Genomic DNA, 17,564 nt, shown 5'->3' on the forward strand with positions numbered 1-17,564 from the left:
GGGGCCGCGGGCCCCCCCCGACGTCGGACCCCGGTGGTGTGCCTGATCGTCGTCGAGGTGGAACGGTGGTACCCGAGCTTGCTGTAGAAGGTGGCCAGTGCGAGGTTCCCGGCAAGCTGCGAGTACACCCGGCCGACGACTCCCCCGGTGACCGACCAGCCCCGCTTCGCGGTGTGCTCGCCGCTACCGGTCTCGCCGATCCGCGTGGTCGAGGGGCGCTCCGGGGCGGGGCCCAGGTCGACCAGCTCGCCGTCGAGCCGGGCCGAGACCCGCAGCGCGACGTGGTAGTCGTGGCCGCGGCCGGGTTCGGGGGTGAGCTCGACGGTGAGCGGCCCGTCCACGAGCAGGTCCGGGGTGATGCGGGGCAGCCGGTCCGCCGACACCGCCGCCTCGACCGCGTCCGTGCGGCCGAGTTCGCGCTCGTGGCGGTCGGAGATCCCGCCGCTCAGCCGGGTGTCGTCGAAGGAGGTGGCGAAGGTCGAGTCCCGCCACGACCACCGGTGGTGGCCCGGCAGCAACGCCACCGAGTCCCGCATGATCGCGGCGAGCTTCTCGCTCGTCGCCTGCGGCTCGGGAGACGCCGACGGGCCTCCCGGGAGGCCGTCCGCCGTGGGGAGGACGCCGGTGCGGGCCGCCTCCTCCGGGGTGGTCCAGTGCTGCGCGGTGAGCGCACGGTCGAAGGTGATCGGCGCCTGGCCCGGGAGGCGGGCCTCCAGGTCGTAGACCGTGCGGTAGCGCACGACCGGGCCCGTCCGGTCCTGCGTCGACTCGTGGGTGGTCGTGCGGTCGTGGGCGTGGGAGGTCTCGGCCGAGCGGCCGGCCGCCCCGAGCGGACCGGCCGCCGCGGTGACCATGCCGACGTCGACGCCCGCTCCGGCCCCGAGTGAGCCCTCGCCCGCCCGGCTCGCCCGGGTGCCGCCGGCGGCCGTCGCGGCGCCCTTCGTCGTGGTGGACCAGCTCGCTCCCTCGATGGTCTCCAGGTACTCGACCTCCCGGGCGACCGCTCGCAGCTGGAGCCTGCGGCCGTGCGAGCTGAACAGCGAGAGCAGCGGGTTGCTCTTGGGGAGCAACGACACCGAGTCCACCCAGCCGGCGCCGCTGCCGGCCTGGCGCGGGCCGACCGCCATCCGTGGCAGCTGCGAGGCGAGGCCGTCCGAGCTCAGCGCCGTCCGCAGCGCACGCAGGGTGTGGGGGTTCGCCGACCCGATGTGCTCGGCCAGCTGTCGCGCCACGTCCGGCGTCCGCTCCGGGGTGGCGGGCAGTGCCGTCCGCTGGTGCCGTCCGGGCGTCGAGGAGTCCAGGTGCGCGCCCTCCACCAACGACGGAGGCAGGGTCGGCGGCAGCGGCACCGTCGTCCCGGTGCTGCGGAGCCCGACAGGCACGGTCATCCCGGCCGAGACCCGGGGGTCGCCGGGACGGTCCCCGACCGTCGTCGTCGGGACGATCGGGTCGCCTGCGGCGTCGACCCTGGTGAGGCTGAAGCGCAGCGGCACCTCGACCGTGCGCATGCCCCGGAACCCGGTGCCGCCCTCGGGCCGCTCGGGCAGCGTCACCGAGATCGCGACCTGCTCGGACTCCGAGCGGACGGCCGTGCGGTGCGTCGACGCCCCGGTCGGCAGGGTCACCCCACCGAGGCCGAACAGACCGGGGACCGCCGGGACGAAGAGGAACCAACGGGTCATCGGCGACCGCGACGACGACGTCGCCGCCGAGGAGCCCCGGTGGGACTCACGGGACGCGCCTGCGGGCTCGGGTGAGCCACCGTCGACCGGGGTCGCCGCCGACCAGTCCGGGTCCACGGTGACGAGGACCTTCTCCCGGCCGACCCGCACGATGCGGCCGTCGAGCAGGGCACCCACGTCGTCCCGGACGGCGTGCCGCAGGGAGGCGAGATCGTTGTCGGCGGGCGAGCGCGGCAACAGTGCGGCGGCCACCGTGACGACGTGGTCGACGCCCGTGGTCGGACCGCTCTGGGTCGCTGGGGCCAGCGTGTTGCCCGGGGCGGGGGCGTAGGCCGGCTCGGGCGTGGGAGCAGCTTCGGGTGCGGGGGTGGGTTCCGGGGCGGCGTCGGTGGGCACGACGTCGGTGGATACGCCGTCGGCCGGCGCGGGATCGTGCAGTCGCAGCAGGTTGCCGTCGCGGCCCGTCGCGACGGCCGAGACGACCACGCCGGCGCCCGGCTCCCGCCGCACCGCGGCGACGACGCCGCCGTCGGACGGGGTCAGCACGACCACGGCTCCCCGGCTGTGGATCATCGACACCGTCTCGGTTCGTCCCGTGGCCGGGTCATGCATCCGGACCAGCGCCGAGCTGCCGTCACCGCCGTGGACCAGGCCGTTGTGGACCTGCACCCAGGCGGCGACGCCGGTGCCGATCTCCGCCAGCGGGGCGCCGAACGTCTGCTCGACCGCATCCGCGGCGGGCTCGGCGACGACCTCCCGTGGGCGTCCACGCCACAGGTCGTGCAGCGCCAGGTGCCCGTCGAGACCGCTGCCCGCCAACTCCTCCCACGCCCCACGATGCAGCGCGAACCGGTCCGTCCGGTCGGTGGTGAACGGGAGCAGATCGCGCACCAGGTTGCGCATCTCGGCCAGTGAGACGGTCGCCCGGGCGAGCGTGTCGACGTCGAAGGGAAGCGGGGAGGTCCGCCGCCGCCACGCGTCGTAGGCGTCCAGCAACGCCGTGCGGTAGGCCTCGTTCCCGTGGTACGCCGCGCGGTCGCCGCGGCATCGCCGGACGCGGTCGGGTGGTCCGGGGCGGTCGGCTCCGGACGATCGTCCCGGACGACGGGCAGACGCAGCTCCCTCAGCACGTTCTGGATCGCGGCCCACTGGTGGTGGCCCGGCACCAGCCGATCCCGGGCCGTCGGCGTGGTGACCGACGGCAGCGGCCTGCTCGGCAGCTGTGGCCCGCCGAACAGGGCGTCGAGGCGGGCCAGATCGGCCTCGGTGTACACCGGGATGCCGTCGGGGCCCATCAGGGCGCCGTACGCGACGGTCCCGCCGACGGCCGCGGCGTTCCCGTGCGGGCCGTACCTGTCCGGCAGGCCGAACACGTGGGAGAGCTCGTGCGCCGCGACGGCGGACCCCGTCGCCTTCAGGCCGCGGATCTGGTCCAGCTGCCAGCGCTCCTGGTGCGACGTGGGCGACTGCCCGCGAACCCACGGCACGTCCTCCACCACGACGACCTGATGCTCGGGGCGGGTGGGCGAGAGATCGAGGCTCAGGTGCAGCTGGTCCCCGCCGGGAAGCCGGTAGCGGTAGTTGAGCAGCTCCAGCTGTTCGACGGCCAACGCAGTGGCCTCGGCGACCGCGGCCGGGTCACCCACCAGCCGCACGGCGGCGGTGAGCTCACGGACGAAGTGCCCGGGGAACACCTCGTAGCGGCGCACCTCCACCGGCGCGAGGTCGGCGAACCGGGAGATGCCGACGTCCCGTTCACCGGGCGGAAGCACCGTGATGGCGTCGGCCCGCACGAGGGTCACCGGTGCCGCGGCCCGCTGGGCGTCCCAGACGACGTCGCGGCGGTACAGCTGCTCGGAGTCCGCCGCAGGCTCGTGCCCCTGCTGCCACCGGGGGCCGGTGCGGTGCAGCGGCTCCGCGCGCCCGGAGCGGGCGGCCGGAACCGCGTCCACGGGGGGAGCCTCGGGCACCGATGGCCCGGGCACGAACGGTTCCGGCTCGTCGGCCGGGACGGCCCGCACACGGTCGCCCGTGCTGGTGACCCCCACCGCCGTGAGGCGCGCATCGTCGGGGACGACGACGTGCTCGGCGAGGACGACGCCGCCGTCGGACGGGGTCAGTACGAGCACGTCACCCTCGACCTGCAGCAGGGAGAGCGTCTCGACGCGCCCGTCGCCGGGGTGCTCGAGCCGGACCAGCCCGGAGCCGCCGTGGCCACCGCCGTGCAGCGCGTCGGCGAACCGGGCCCACGCGTCCGGGCCGGTGCCGATCTCGACCGGTGGGAACCCGAACGTCCGCTCGATCTCGTCCCGGACGTTCCTCCGACCCCGGTCGCTCTCGGTCGGAGCCCGGGTGTCGACCGGATCGGGGGTCGCGGCCGGTGCGGGCGTCGCGCCAGAGTCCGGCGTGGCGCGGGGGCGGCCCCACCAGAGATCGTGCACCGCCAGGTGCCCGTCGAGACCGGATCCCCGCAGCTGTTGCCAGATCGGCTCGTGCAGCCCGAACACGGCCGTCGGGTCGTCGGCGAACGGGGGCCGCGGAACGGACCGGTGGTCTGTCCGGGGGAAGACCAGCGGCACGCCGTCGGCGCCGGTCCCGACCGCCTCGACCCGGCCCAGGTAGCTCAGGTGGTCGGCGGTGGCCGGGACGACGTCGCCGGTGCGCAGCTCGACGAGCTGCACCGTGCCGCCGTCGTTGAGCAGGTTCCAGTGGGTCGGCCCGATCAGCCGGGGGTGTCCCTCTCCGGTCGGTGGGACGGCGGGGTCGCGCTCGAACGCGCCCCAGACCACCGCGTCGGCGCCCGGCCCGGCGGCCCGGACGGTGTCGATGACCGCGCCGAGCGCGGCCGGACCTGTGCCGACCGCGGTCCACGGAGCGCCGAAGGTCCGTTCCAGCATCCGACGGGTGCCGACGGGCCCGGACGGCTCCTCGCGCGGGGCGTGTGGCTGCCCGTGCCAGGCCTCGTGCAGCTCGGCGGCGGCGGTGGGACGGGATCCGGAGTAGGTCCAGGCCAGGTCGTCCACCGTCCGGGGCGCCGACGACGTCGTCGTGGCGGAGCCCACCGCGCCGGGATCGAGGACGACGAACGGCGGCACGGTCGGGCTCTGCGTTCCGGACCCACCGGGTTCGGTCGGGTCGCCGGGGCGATCCCCCTGGGGCAAGGAGGACCCGGCGGGGCCGGACCGGTCCGCCGCGGGGCCCGCGACGGCGGGCTCCGTCCGAGGGGTCGGCTCCGGGGTCGGCGCGGTCTCCGGCACGGCCGAGTGGCTGGGCAGCGGCAGCGGCGCCCGACCGCCGGTGACCGCGGCGGCGCGCACCTCGCGGACGGCGGGCAGACCGTCCGGCCCGACCCGCGTCGCGGCCCCGGCACGCGGGTCGACGAGCCACTGGGTGTCCCCGTCCTGGAGCAGCACCCAGATGGCGGGAACCGTGCGCGGTCCCCGGCCGGTCTCCCGGGCGGCTTCCACGACGGCCGAGGCGCCGTGTCCCGCGCCCCGGACGGTCGCGGACACCGCGGCCCACGCGTCCGCGCCCACCCCGACGGTGGTCAGCTCGGTGCCGAGTCCCGCGGCGACGACGTCCTCCGCCACGCGGCCGTGGTCCGAGTCGGGTAGCCGGGGAGTCCCGTGCCAGGTCTCCACGACGGCCAGGGCGGCGTCCGCGGAGTCGCCCTGCAGGAGGTGCACCCAGCGGTCCGGCATCACGAACGGCCGCGGGCGACCGTCCCGGTCGGTGACCGCGGCGGCGAGACGTCCCTCGGCGGTGTGGCCGTTCCGGTCGGCGTGCTCGACCGCGGCGCGGGCCAGCTCGGTCGGCGACGGCGGTACCGGGAGGCCCTGCTCGCGCCAGCGCTGGTAGATCTCGAACGAGTCGTCCCGGCTGGAGCGCAGCCCACGGTCGTCCAGGGCGACGCGGATGGCGTCCATCTGCGGTCGCGTCGGCGTCTCCGGTGCCCGGAAGGGCTGGTGCACGACCGTCCCGGGGTCTCCCGGGGCCGTGCTCCTCCCCGACCGGGTGGGCGCCGGGGGCTCGTCGTCCTCGGGGATCGTGCCCAGCCGCCGCGCGCGGGGCGGCAGCGGCGCGGGCGCCACCGGACGCTGCTGCACCCACTGGGCGGTGCGGCGGTCCAGCTCGGTCTTGGCCTCGGCCCACTCGCGGGCGGCGTCGGCGTAGCGCTCGCCGGCCACGCGGAGGTCGGTCGCGATGCGGCCGGTCGCCTCACCACGCAGGCTCTCCAGCCGACGGCGGTCCTCCGCGGGCGTGTCCAGCCAGAGCTCGTCGTAGCGGTGCTGGACCGCGACGAGCTCCGTGTCGGCGGCGCGCCAGGCGTCGGCACGCACCTTCTCGTCGGTCATCGCGGCACGCACCTCGGCCGGCATCGGCCCCAGCAGCGCCTCGGCGTCGCGTTCGCCGATGAACAGGCGCAGGTCCCCGCCCCGGACCGTGCCCGTGATGTCCAGGTCGGCGCGACCGGGCCGGGTGAGGACCGCCCCGACCTCGTAGCGGTAGGAGCCGCCGAGGATGCGGACCGAGCCGCCGAGCTTGGTCTCGTGCTCGCGTCCGGTCAGTGGGAGCTGCATGGACCGGTTGCTGGCCGACGACTGTCCCTGGGCATCGCCGCGCAGGTCGCCGCGGGACTCGTCGAGAGTACGACCGTCCCCGACCAGGCCACCCCGGACACCGCTGGAGACCTCGCTGTAGGGACCGGCGACCGTCGAGGTCATGGAGTTGGACTCCGCACCGACCCCGAGCTGGGCCGACACGGCCTCGGTGTGCAGCGACTCGGGCACGATGCGCAGCCGCGGCGTCAGCGTGGAGCCGGGCAGGCTCGGGTGCGCGACCGGCGGCAGGTCGGTCGGGCCGTCCAGCAGCAGCGGGATCCAGGGGTCGAGGTACTCGGGGGTGAACATCGCGTCGAGGGCGTGGTGGGCGGGCGCCCCCGGGGCCGTCCAGGCCCGAGGGACGTCCGCGGCCCGCAACGCCTGCTGCAACGCGGTCCGGGCGCGCTGCGCGTCGCCGCGGATGTTGCCGAGGACGGTCTCCGGGTCGACCGCCGCCGCCGGACGCATCTGGTTCGGCGGCGGGACCGCCGGGTCGGGCTGGGTGGACAGGAACGACGCCGGGACCCGCTGACGCAGGGTGAACGGCACCGAGGCCAGCGACGGGGTGGTCGTCCCGTCCCGGGACACCGACAGCTCCAGATGCCCGTCGCGGCCGAGGATCGCGGTCGGGCCGTCGGACCCCAGCCAGCGCCAACCGCGGTAGGTGTGGGCCGTCGCGTCGGGGCGATGGCTCGTCGACGACCAGGACGCGCCCCCGGCGGCGAGCCCGCCGCCGTAGTGCGGGCTCCCGTCGACGGAGCCCTCCCGGCCCCCCGCGCTGCCACCGATGTCGGCGCTCGGCCCGGACGACACCGCGGTCACACTCATCCGCTGGTCGCTGAGAGCGTGTTTGGAAATTCTAGTGGGTTGAGGGTGTCGTGTGTTTCTGCTGGCGGGTGGCGGGGTATCCACGGGCGATGCGGCGGGTGATGGTGTTGATCGCGGCCCAGCGGATCATGGCTTCGGATGTGGTGGGGTGGCGTTCGTAGTCTCGGGCCAGGCGTCGGTGTGCGGTGAGCCAGGCCAGGGTCCGTTCGACCACCCACCTTCGTGGGAGGACGGTGAATCCGCGCTGCTCGGGTGGCTTGCGGATGATCTCGATCGTTGTCTGCAGGATCGTGGCGGCCCAGTCGAGCAGTCGCCCGGCGAAGTCGGCGTCGGCGTAGACGAACCGCACCCTGGTGCGCAGGTAGAGGTTGAGCAGGATCGGCTTGGCGCCGTCGCGGTCCTGTACCGAGGCCGAGCACACCATCGTGGTCAGCAGCAGACCGAGGGTGTCGGTCACGATGAACCGTTTCCGTCCGCCTGTCTTCTTCCCGGCGTCGTAGCCGCGGGAGTCCTGGCCGACGGTGTCGGCGCCCTTGACCGACTGGGAATCGATGATCCCCGCACTCGGCTCCGGATCACGGCCCTCGGCGATACGTAACTGCCCCCGCACGACCGGGAGGATCTTCTCGGTGACCTTCTGCTGTTCCCACTGGTTGAAGTACCAGTAGACGGTCTGCCAGGGCGGGAAGTCCACCGGCAACGCCCGCCAGGCACACCCGGTCCGCACGACATACAAGATCGCGTCCAGCACGTCCCGACGAGCATGAGCAACAGGCCGCCCCCGCCGCGCGAGCGGCGGTAACAACGGCTCGATCACCACCCACTGGGCATCACTGGTGTCCGAGGGGTACCGGCGCGGTCGTTCCTGCATGCCGACCACGATGGAGCACCCCAGCCGTGTCGACCATCCCGACACACCCACCATTTCCAAACACGCTCTGAGCAGCGCCGTCAGCGGCCCCCACGACGGGGCGACCGGCTCGGGTGCGCGGACCGGTGGAGCCACGACGGCGGCCTCCCGCCCCGTTCCCTCCTCGGGCAGCACGGCCGTGACGGCATCGACCGGGTTCACCGTGCCCCAGCCGAGTGCCGGGTCGGGGAGCGGGACCGCGGGGTGCGTCGCGGTCGTCTCCAACCGGTGTTTGACCTGGTCGGCACGCAGGTCGGGCCGGTAGGCGCGGACGAGGGCGGCGGTGCCCGCCACGAACGGCGCCGCGTAGCTGGTGCCGCTGCCCTGCCAGTGGCCGGGCCCTCCCGGTCCGATGCTGACGACGTCGCTGCCGGGGCCGACCAGGGACAGGTACGGGCCGGTCTGGGAGAAGTCGGCGCGCCCGCCCTCGGCGTCGACGGCCCCGACCGCGATCACCGTCGGGTACGAGGCCGGGTAGGTGACGGGATCGCCCGTGCGTGCCCCGTTGGCGGCCGAGGCGACCACGACGACGTCGCGGGCGGCGGCGTGGGCCACCGCCGCGGCGAGCCCGGCGTCCGGGATGCTGGTGCTGGCCGACACGTTGATCACGCGGGCGCCCTCGTCCACGGCCCGGCGGATGCCCGCGGCCAGGGACGCGGCGGTCACCCGGCCGGCGTCGCCGTCCGGGCCCGGGACCGTGACCCGGATCGGCAGCAGCGTCGCGTCGGGGGCGATCCCGGCGAACCCACTGCCCGCGACCGGCTGCGCGGCGATGATGCCGCCGACGAAGGTCCCGTGGCCGTAGCAGTCGTCGTCGGCGGGGCCGTCGGACACGACGTCGGCACCCGGGAGGACGTGTGCGCCCGCGAGCTGCGGGGTCCGGGCGTCGACCCCGGTGTCGACGACGGCGACGACCACTCCGGCACCCCGGGTCACCGGCCACACCCGCTGCGGCGCGAGCTGGCGCTGGGCCCAGGGCAGGGTCGGCTCGGTCACCGTGGGCGGGGGCAGGCAGCCCGGCCGTACCGCCGGGGCGGCGAGGGCCGGCGGCGCGGCGAGGGCCGGTGGGGCGGTCAGCGCCGTGACGAGCACGGCCGCACCGAGCGCCACGGCCCGGCCGACCGCGCGGGACCTCGCCGACCTCACGACGCGGCGGCCGAGTCGCCGGTCGCGCCCGCGTCGACCGTGAGGAGCGGGACGGTGAGGCGTCGGACCAGATCCGGGTCCTCCACCGTCCGCAGCACCATCCGGCGGCGACGCTCCAGGGCCCGCTCCAGTCGGGTCAGCGCCGCCTGGTCGCGCTCGCCGATCCGGGTCTCCTCGGTGCCACCGGCGCCCTCGCCCTCGTCCGCGCCGAGCTCGCGGACGAGAAGGGCGAGGCGCGGCGCCACCGGCCCGCCGTCGACGTCCTGAGGTGCGGGCGCATCCCGCACACCGATGGTCCGGAACCGCGTACCGGCCGGGAAGACGACCTCGGCGACGGGGCGGCCCGCGACGAGCTCGCTCGTGCGGCGCGCCGTGGTCGGCCAGATGAGGACGTCGTACCCGGCGTCGGGGACGGTCACGTCGAGCTCGCCGGTGGCACTGAGGAAACCCGGTTCGGCGAGCGTCCCGCCCACCACGGTGTGGTCCGACGGCGGTTGCGGCGCCTGCCCCTGGCGCAGCACCGGGCGCCGGTGCGTCGGGAGGCGACGCAGCCCGGAGACCAGGCAGGCCAGCTGCCCCTCCGGCAGGTCGCGGCGGCCGGCCCGGACGCCCTCGTTGACGGCGCCGCCGCCACGGTCGCCGTCGCCGAGGTGCAGGCACACCGCGGCCAGGTCGGTCTTGACACCGGACGCGTCCCCGGTGCGCAGCGACGGCCAGGACGCCAGCGCAGCGTTGACCGTCGCCAGGGCCTCGGTGTAGTGGTCCCCCGCGGCGGCGACGAACCGTTCGCGTTCCTTGCCCGTGCTGGGCCGGTCCTCGACGACGAGCGGTGGCAGCTCGGGTGCCCCGGCCCGGTCGGCGGGCCCGGTCGTGGCCGCGGGGGTCGTGTCCCCGGCACCGGGACCGTCGGCGGCGCCGTTCCCGGTGACGGGGCCGGTCGGCCCGACGTCGGCGGCGGGTCCCGTGGGCACGACGTCGTCGGCCGGTGGCGGGGCCGCACCGCCGGTCGCGCCGTCGCCGGCCTCCGACGGCTGCGGTGTGTCACCGAGGGTCGGGTGGCCGCCGGGGGTGGACGGTTCCGCGACGGCCGGAACGGGCATCGGGCGGCCGGCCGACTCGACCCGCAGGTCGGGCACGGTGGTGTCCCAGCTCGCCGGGGCCGGCCGGGGCAGCAGGCCGAGGGAGACGGCGCGGTCGGCGTCCTCCGGGGTGGCCCAGACCCCGCGGAGCCGGACCCGGTGGCGGGCGCGGCGCTCGTCGTCGAGGGAGTCGACGAGCGACCGGGCGGCGGCGAGGAGCTCCGCCCCGACGGGCTCGCCGTCGTGGCCGAGGTGGAGGGTCCAGACCGTCGGGGCGTGGGGATCGGCCGGCGCCGGCCCGGCGTCCCCGGCACCGAGGACCAGGCCCGAGGGGACGACCGTGGCGACGGCGTCGCCACGGACGTAGCCGCAGCCCCGCGCGGTCCACCCGGCCGGTGGGAGGCCGACCGACAGCACCTCCTGCCCCCCGTCGAGGCGTTGGCGCAGCACCGTCGGGAAGGGACGCATCCGGGTCTCCCGCCCGGGTTCGACGGCGAAGGTCTCCACCCCCGACGACGTCCGCAGCGCGACACCGGTGCCCAGGGCGAAGTCCGTACCGAGCGCCTCGCCCAGAGCCGCCGGGAACCCGTCGGTGAGCGCTGCGGGGGTGAGCGGCGCGACCAGGACGGGGCCGTCGGAGGTGATCGTCCGCGCGGCGGCGGCGACCGCCTCCGGCGACGGGACGGCACCGGCGCCGCCGACGAGCAGCTGCACGAAGCGTCGGTCGAGAACGGCACGCAGCGCCACGTCGTCGTCCCCGGGGCCCTCCTCCGGCGCGGGGAGGCCGCGGACCGCGAGGCCGGCGGGCACCGGCTCGACGGCCGCGCCCTCGACGACCGTGGGCTCGTCGGGCAGCGCGCCCTCCCAGTCCGGGCGCGGGAAGCGGGTGCCGTGCGCCTGCGGGGCCACCCCCGGTGCGAAACGCACCCATCCCGCGCCGCCGACCGTGGGGCCGGTGAGGATGCCGGACCCGACGGAGAACCGCATGGCCCCAGACGGGGCGACGAGCGCGACACCGGTGGCGTCGACGACCTGTTGCAGCCTGGCACCCAGGGCGGCGATGTCGGTGACCGCGAGCCACAGCTCGCCGTCGGCACCCGCGGGGCCGGACATCACCTCGCGCAGCAGCCCGAGGAGCTCCGCCGCGAGGCCCGACCGGCGGTAGGCCGTCCCGACCAGCATGACGAGCGGCGGCCCCGACGGGCCCAGGCCGGACAGGAACCCGCGCTCCCGGGACGCCTCGGTCCCGTCGGCGATCAGGACGTGCGGCCCGACCAGGGTTGCGACCAGGGGGTCCACGACGGACTCGGCCCGGGCGTCGGTCACCGGTCCCACCTCGCTCTCCTCGGGCACGCGCGCACCGCCCCCGGCGGGACGGACCCGATCCACCGTCGATCATGGCCAGGCCGGTCCCGCGGTGTGCCTCCGTGCGTCGCGCGGCCGCCGAACACAGGGGTTTCCCCCGTCGACGGCCGGTGGTCAGCCCTCGAAACCGTCGGTGATCCGGGCGGCGAGCAGGAGGACCGCGTCGACGGTGGCCGGCGCCAGCCGGGCCAGGTCGATCCGGCCACCGTGCGCGAGGTGCTGGTCGAACGGCAGCTCCACGACGGCGCGGACACGCGACTCGAAGTGCCTGCGGACCACGTCCCGGTCGATCTCCCGGCTCCACCGGTCCTGGGAGAGCACGACGACCGCCTGCTCGGCGAGCGCGGAGAACCCGTGCCCGTGGAGCCAGTCCAGGGTCCTCGACGCCCGCGTCGCCCCGTCCACGGTCGGGGTCCCCACGACGACGAGCGCGTCGGCCAGCGTCAGCGTCCCCTCCATCGCCGAGTGCACCAGCCCGGTGCCCGAGTCGGTGACGAGCACGTTGGCGAAGCGGCCGATCAGCCCGCAGACCGCCTCGTACTCCTCCCGGCTGAACGACTCCCCCGCCGCCGGATCCTGCTCCGAGGCAATGACCCGCAGGCGTCCGGCCAGGCTGCTGAAGCGGTCGAGATCGTGGACCGACGACGCGTGCGCGGCGCCCGCGAGCAGCTCCCGGACCGTCGCGGAGGTGTCGCCGGTGAGCCGGTCCGCCAGGGTGCCCGCGTCGGGGTTGGCGTCGAGGGCGACGATCCGGTCGCCGCGGTTCTCCGCCAGCACCAGCCCCAGCAACGCCGACACGGTCGTCTTGCCGACGCCCCCTTGATCGAGGCGACCGCGATCCTGCGGACCCCGGCCAGCGGTCGACGGATCTGCTGGATGAGGTCCTGCCGGGCGAGCTGCGCCGGGGACGGCCCGGGGTTGTAACGGCCCGCGGTGACGGCGTAGACGCCGCGACGCCAGCCGTGCATCGGCTGGTCCCCGGCGTAGCGGATCGGGGCGTTCGGCGCGACGGGCCGGACCGGGCCGGCGTGCTCGACCGGCAGCGGGACCGGTGCGGGCCTCGTCCCGGCGGGCGGCGCGGGCCGTCGCGGCCGCGGCGGCGTGTCCGGGTGCTGCGGGACCGAGCGCGGCCGCCTCGGGCCGGGCGGCGGTCCGTCCGGCGACGCGGCGGTCGGCCGGGACGACGGATGCGCCCGACCGCGTGGCGGTGTACGCCGGTCGGCCCCGTCGCGGGGCACCGGACCGGCCGTGGAGCCGGTGCCCACCGGTGGGGTGGTGCTCCCGCCGGAGGGGGTGGTGGGGCCGGTGACCACCGGGATCGCCGTCGTCGCGGGGGTCGCGGGGGTCGTGGGGGTCGTGGTCTCCCCGGTCGCACTTCCCGTCCGCTCGGGGGACCTCGGCGGAGCTGCCTGCGGCGTCACCCGCAGGGCACGGGTCTCCGGATCGGCCGCGTCCCCGGCTCCCGCCTGCGGCCCGGGGGACCCGGCCGTCGTCGTGGTGTCCCGGACCGGCACCCCGGTGTCGGCAGGGTCCCGGACTCGCGACCCGGTGTCGGCAGGGTCCCGGACCGGCGCACCGATCTCGGCAGAGCCGCGGGCCGGCGCACCGATGTCGACGGAATCGCGGCCCGGGGGCGGGAGGAGGTCCGGCGCCGACGACGGGGCAGGGGGTGGCTGGACCGGCGGATCCGTCTCCGGACCGGCCCCGGGAGCCGGGCCGGAGACCTGTCCGGCTCCTCCGGTGGACCCGCTCGGGCGCCCCGCGTCCCAGGTCACCGTCCAGTCGACGGGGACCCACTCGTCGGTGGCATCGCCCGTCGCCGGGTCCTGCGCCGTCCGGTCCTGCACTGTCCGGCCTCCGTCCTCAGCCGACCGACACCTCGGTCGACCTCACCGACGAGGGGTCGACCGGCTCGTCCAGGGACACGGTCACCGAGGAACCGCTGATCGTCTTCGTCGCGGACGTGCCGCCGTCGTCGGTGCTCACGGTGACGTGAGCGGTACGGCCCGAGCAGTGCTCGTCGAATCCGGAGATGCGGACGGCCGTCACCTTGCCCTCGTCGTTCTGCTTCACCGAGACCGACAGCGACGACGCGTCGGTGGAGCACTGCTCCGAGGCCTGCTGCTCCTCGGCCTGCTGCCGCGCGGCACGCTCCTCGGCAGCCTGCCGTTCGGCTGCCCGCTGCTCGGCTGCCCGCTGCTCGGCTGCCCGCTGCTCGGCCGCCTCCTGCGCGGCGGCCCTGCGCTCCGCCGCCTTCCGCTCGGCGGCCTGCTGCTCGGCCGCCTGCTGCTCGGCCGCCTGCTGCTCGGCCGCCCTCTGCTCAGCCGCCCTCTGCTCAGCCGCCCTCTGCTCAGCCGCCTGCTGCTCGGCCGCCTTCTCCTCAGCTGCCTTCTGCTCCGCCGCCTGCTGCTGGGCGGCCTGCTGCTGGGCCAGCATGAACTCGACCGCCTGCTGCTCGATCGCGCGGTCGGTCCTCTCCTCGGCACGCGGGAGGGCGACCCCGGCCGGCCCGGTCGCGTCCTGGGTGGCCACCTCCGCGGCGGTCCGGGCCGGCGTCGCGTCGTCCGCGGCGGAGCCGGTGGGGGTCCGGGCGGAAGTGCCGTCGACACCGGGCGCGCGCTCCGGCTGACCGGCGACGGCGGCCCCGCGGGACGGCGCCTGCGCGACCAGCTCGGACAACCGCCCGCGCTCGGTCGCCCCGGCCGACATCCGCGCGATCCACTGGTCGGCGAGCGAGAGCGCCTCCCGCTCCGAGACCTCCTCGGGTGCGGCGGCCACCGGAGCGGACTGCGGCGTGCCCTCCGCGGCGGGTGTCCCCTCCTCCGGCGCGGGATCGCTCGACGACGGTGCGGGCTGCGCGAGAACGGGCTGCTCCGGAGCGGATTGCGCCGGTGCGGGCTGCGCCGGTGCAGGCTGTGACGGTGCGGGCTGCTCGGGAGCGGGCTGTGCCGGGTCGGACTGGACCGGTGCGGCCTGCTGCGTGCCCTCGGCCACGGGCTCCTCCGTCTGCTGCGGCGAGCCGCTCTCCGCCGGGGCAGCGGGCTCGGGCAGCATGCCCAACGCGGTGAGGGCCTCGGCGACCTCCGCCTGCCGGGCGGAACCGGTCGGCACGTCCGCGGCCCCCTCGGACGTCGCGGAACCGGACGCCTCGGACGGCCGGTCAGCGGCGACGAGGGACGTGACGGGGTGGCGGCGGAGTCCACGGTCTCCACGGGCCGGTCGAGCGTCGTCGCGACGGCCCCGCCCACGGTGTCGGTGGCGTCTCCGGCGGACGCGGCCACGGTGTCGGTGGCCTCTCCGGCCGACTCGGCCACCGGCGTCACGACCTCGCGCACGGGGGCTGCCGGCACCGGCAGCGAGACCGGAGCCGACGCCACGGGGACCGGCAGCGCGACGGGCGCGGCGGCCACCGGTGCGGAGGCCACGACCGGGCCGAGCACGGACGGCGCCGACGGCACCGCGGGCAACAGCGTCTCGGGGGCCACGACCTCCGGCTCGTCGACACCGACGCCGTCGAGCGAGGGCAGCTTCGGCTCCGCCGCGGCCGACGGGGTCGGAGCGGGCTCCGGCGCGGACTCCGGGGCGGCATCGCGCGACGCCCGGATCTCCGCGTCGTCCGGCTGCAGCGCCTCGTTCCGCTGTCCCGCTGCCCAGGCGGCCCACTCCTCGGTGGAGTCGCCGGGCTCCCCGGCCGGTGCACCGGCGACGGCCGCCCCGAACACCCCGACGGCGGTGAGCGCGGTCAGTCCCACGACCAGTGACTGCCGAGGGGCCGCAGTGCGGCGCTGGGGCCGCGTGGGGTCGTCGCGTCGGGGAGCCGACATCGGTGCACCTTCCGTCCGGTCGTCGTGCCGGCCGGGTTCTCCGGCCCGCAGCTGACCACGACCATCGCGCGCGACCGGCCCGGACGTACCTCGGGAAGACGCCGAACGGCCCATCCCGAGGAAGATCCCTCGCCAACCGGCGCCTCCCCCACTGCCCGCGTGGCGGGGGGTCAGTCGCGCCGGTAGGCGGTGAACCGTCCGTTGCCACGCCGCTCGACGGTCAGCGGCAGCCCGAACGTCTCCGACAGCGGCTCGGAGGTCATGACCTCGTCCAGGAGCCCCGCGGCGACCACACGACCCTCGCGCAGCAGCAGGCCGTGGCTGTAGTTCGGCGGGATCTCCTCGACGTGGTGGGTGACCAGCACCGACGCCGGGGCGTACGGGTCGTCGGCGAGGTCGGCGAGCCGGGTGACGAGGTCCTCGCGGCCCCCGAGGTCCAGCCCGGCGGCGGGCTCGTCGAGCAGCAGCAGCTCCGGGTCGGTCATCAGCGCGCGGGCGATCAGGGTGCGCTTGCGCTCGCCCTCGGACAGCGTGCCGTAGGCGCGCCCGGCCAGCGGACCCATCCCGAGCTGGTCGAGCAGCTGCCGGGCCCGGCCGGTGTCGTCGTTCTCGTACTCCTCGCGCCAGCGACCGAGCACGCCGTACCCAGCGGAGACGACGACGTCGGAGACGATCTCGTCGCCCGGGATGCGCACACCCAGGTTGGCCGAGGTGAGGCCGATCCGGGTGCGGAGCTCGAACACGTTGACCCGGCCCATCCGCTCGCCGAGCACGAAGACGGTGCCCGAGGTCGGGTGCAGCTCGGCACCGGCCAGGCGCAGCAGGGTGGTCTTGCCGGCGCCGTTGGGGCCGAGCACGACCCAGCGCTCGTCGAGCTCGACCCGCCAGTCGACGGCGTCGAGGAGCACGGTGTCACCACGACGGACGGTGGCGGCGTCCATACCGACGACCAGATCCTCGTCGTCGATCTCTGTGACACCGGGCGCGGCGGGGGTTCGGGGCGAAGTCACCCCCCTATCCTGGCCGATCGTGCCTGTCTTCCCCCTCGGTGCCCACCCCGACGACCACGGGACCCGCTTCGCGGTCGCCACCACCAGCGCCGAGACCGTCGAGGTCTGCCTGGTCGACGGCTCCGACACCGACGGCGAGGAGCTCACGGAGCGCCGGGTGGAGCTGCGCGAGCACACCTTCGGCGTGTGGCACGGCCACGTCCCCGGTGTGCGCCCCGGCCAGCGCTACGGCTACCGGGTGCACGGTGAGTACCGGCCGTTCCACGGTCTGCGAGCGAACCCGAACAAGATCCTCGTCGACCCCTATGCGGCGCGGATCACCGGCACCGTCACCGACCTCGTCGCCGCCCGCGGGTGGGACGGCGACCCGATGTCGGGGCGGCCCAGCACCGTCGACTCGCTCGGCTCGGTGCCGCTGTCGGTCGTCACCTCGACCGACCTCGCGCCGCGCCCGTCCCGGCCGGACGTGCCGTGGTCGGAGACGGTGATCTCGGAGATCCACGTGCGCGGCTGGACCCGGCTGCACCCGGAGGTGCCCGAGGCGCACCGCGGCACCTACCTCGGCCTGGCGCACCCCGCGGTGATCGCGCAGCTGCAGCGGACCGGGGTGACGGCCGTCGAGCTGCTGCCGGTGCAGGCGAACGCGCCGGAACCGCCGCTGCTGGAGCGGGCGGCGTCGAACTACTGGGGCTACGCGACGCTCGGGTTCCTCGCCCCGCACGCGGCTACGACAGCGACCCCGGCAACGAGGGTCGCGGAGTTCCGCTACCTCGTCGACACCCTGCACGCGGCCGGGATCGAGGTCATCCTCGACATCGTCCCCCAACCACCCTGCGAGGGCGGGGTCGGCGGCACCACGCTGTCCTACCGCGGCCTCGACGCGCCGGCCTACTACTCGCTCGGCGGGGCCGGGCACGACGCCGACATCACCGGCACCGCAACACCCTCGACGCGGCTCCCCCACGGTGATCCGGCTCGTCTGCGACGCCATGCGGCACTGGGTGCACGCCTACGGCGTCGACGGGTTCCGGATCGACCTCGCCTCGGTGCTCGGCCGGCCGGGTCGGGGCGTTCTCCGGCCTCGGCACTGCTCACCGCGATCGCGCAGGACCCGACGCT

6 protein-coding genes and 3 pseudogenes are annotated in these 17,564 nt (G+C 76.0%); 2 read left to right on the forward strand and 7 right to left on the reverse strand.

Annotated elements, in window-relative coordinates:
• Nucleotides 1–2,251: 2,251 nt before the first annotated feature.
• The 6 genes and pseudogenes from KPL57_RS26340 to KPL57_RS26360 form a co-directional block, all read right to left on the reverse strand.
• Nucleotides 2,252–7,111 carry a hypothetical protein gene (locus tag KPL57_RS26340; RefSeq protein ID WP_226353562.1) on the reverse strand — a complete coding sequence of 1,620 codons (4,860 nt, stop codon included), beginning with the start codon at nucleotides 7,109–7,111 and terminating at the stop codon, nucleotides 2,252–2,254.
• 15 nt (nucleotides 7,112–7,126) lie between these two features.
• Nucleotides 7,127–8,036 (reverse strand): annotated as a pseudogene (locus tag KPL57_RS72750) (IS5 family transposase); the annotation flags it as partial.
• 12 nt (nucleotides 8,037–8,048) lie between these two features.
• Nucleotides 8,049–9,167: pseudogene (mycP, locus tag KPL57_RS72755) on the reverse strand (type VII secretion-associated serine protease mycosin); the annotation flags it as partial.
• Nucleotides 9,164–11,599, reverse strand: coding sequence for a hypothetical protein (locus KPL57_RS26350; RefSeq protein WP_226353564.1), 2,436 nt, complete (start codon nucleotides 11,597–11,599; stop codon nucleotides 9,164–9,166). The gene KPL57_RS26350 and the pseudogene mycP, both read right to left, overlap by 4 nt.
• A gap of 126 nt (nucleotides 11,600–11,725) precedes the next feature.
• Entirely contained in the window at nucleotides 11,726–12,400 is a 675-nt protein-coding gene (locus KPL57_RS67350; protein ID WP_264198577.1) for a hypothetical protein, read from the reverse strand.
• Between the two features lie 1,074 nt (nucleotides 12,401–13,474).
• Nucleotides 13,475–14,722, reverse strand: a complete 1,248-nt coding sequence (locus tag KPL57_RS26360; RefSeq protein ID WP_226353566.1) for a hypothetical protein — start codon at nucleotides 14,720–14,722, stop codon at nucleotides 13,475–13,477.
• Between the two features lie 75 nt (nucleotides 14,723–14,797).
• On the opposite strand from KPL57_RS26360, the gene KPL57_RS26365 reads away from it, so the two are divergent.
• Nucleotides 14,798–15,490: a hypothetical protein gene (locus KPL57_RS26365; RefSeq protein WP_226353567.1), complete on the forward strand. Its 693-nt coding sequence runs from the start codon at nucleotides 14,798–14,800 to the stop codon at nucleotides 15,488–15,490.
• A gap of 115 nt (nucleotides 15,491–15,605) precedes the next feature.
• Here the strand turns inward: KPL57_RS26365 and KPL57_RS26370 are convergent, their stop codons facing one another.
• Nucleotides 15,606–16,376 (reverse strand): ABC transporter ATP-binding protein, encoded by a 771-nt coding sequence (locus KPL57_RS26370; RefSeq protein ID WP_083695224.1) that lies wholly within the window; start codon nucleotides 16,374–16,376, stop codon nucleotides 15,606–15,608.
• A gap of 88 nt (nucleotides 16,377–16,464) precedes the next feature.
• Between KPL57_RS26370 and KPL57_RS26375 the strand changes: the two are divergent.
• Nucleotides 16,465–17,564: pseudogene (locus KPL57_RS26375) on the forward strand (glycogen debranching enzyme GlgX); the annotation flags it as partial.

The organism is Pseudonocardia sp. ICBG601 (assembly GCF_020496245.1).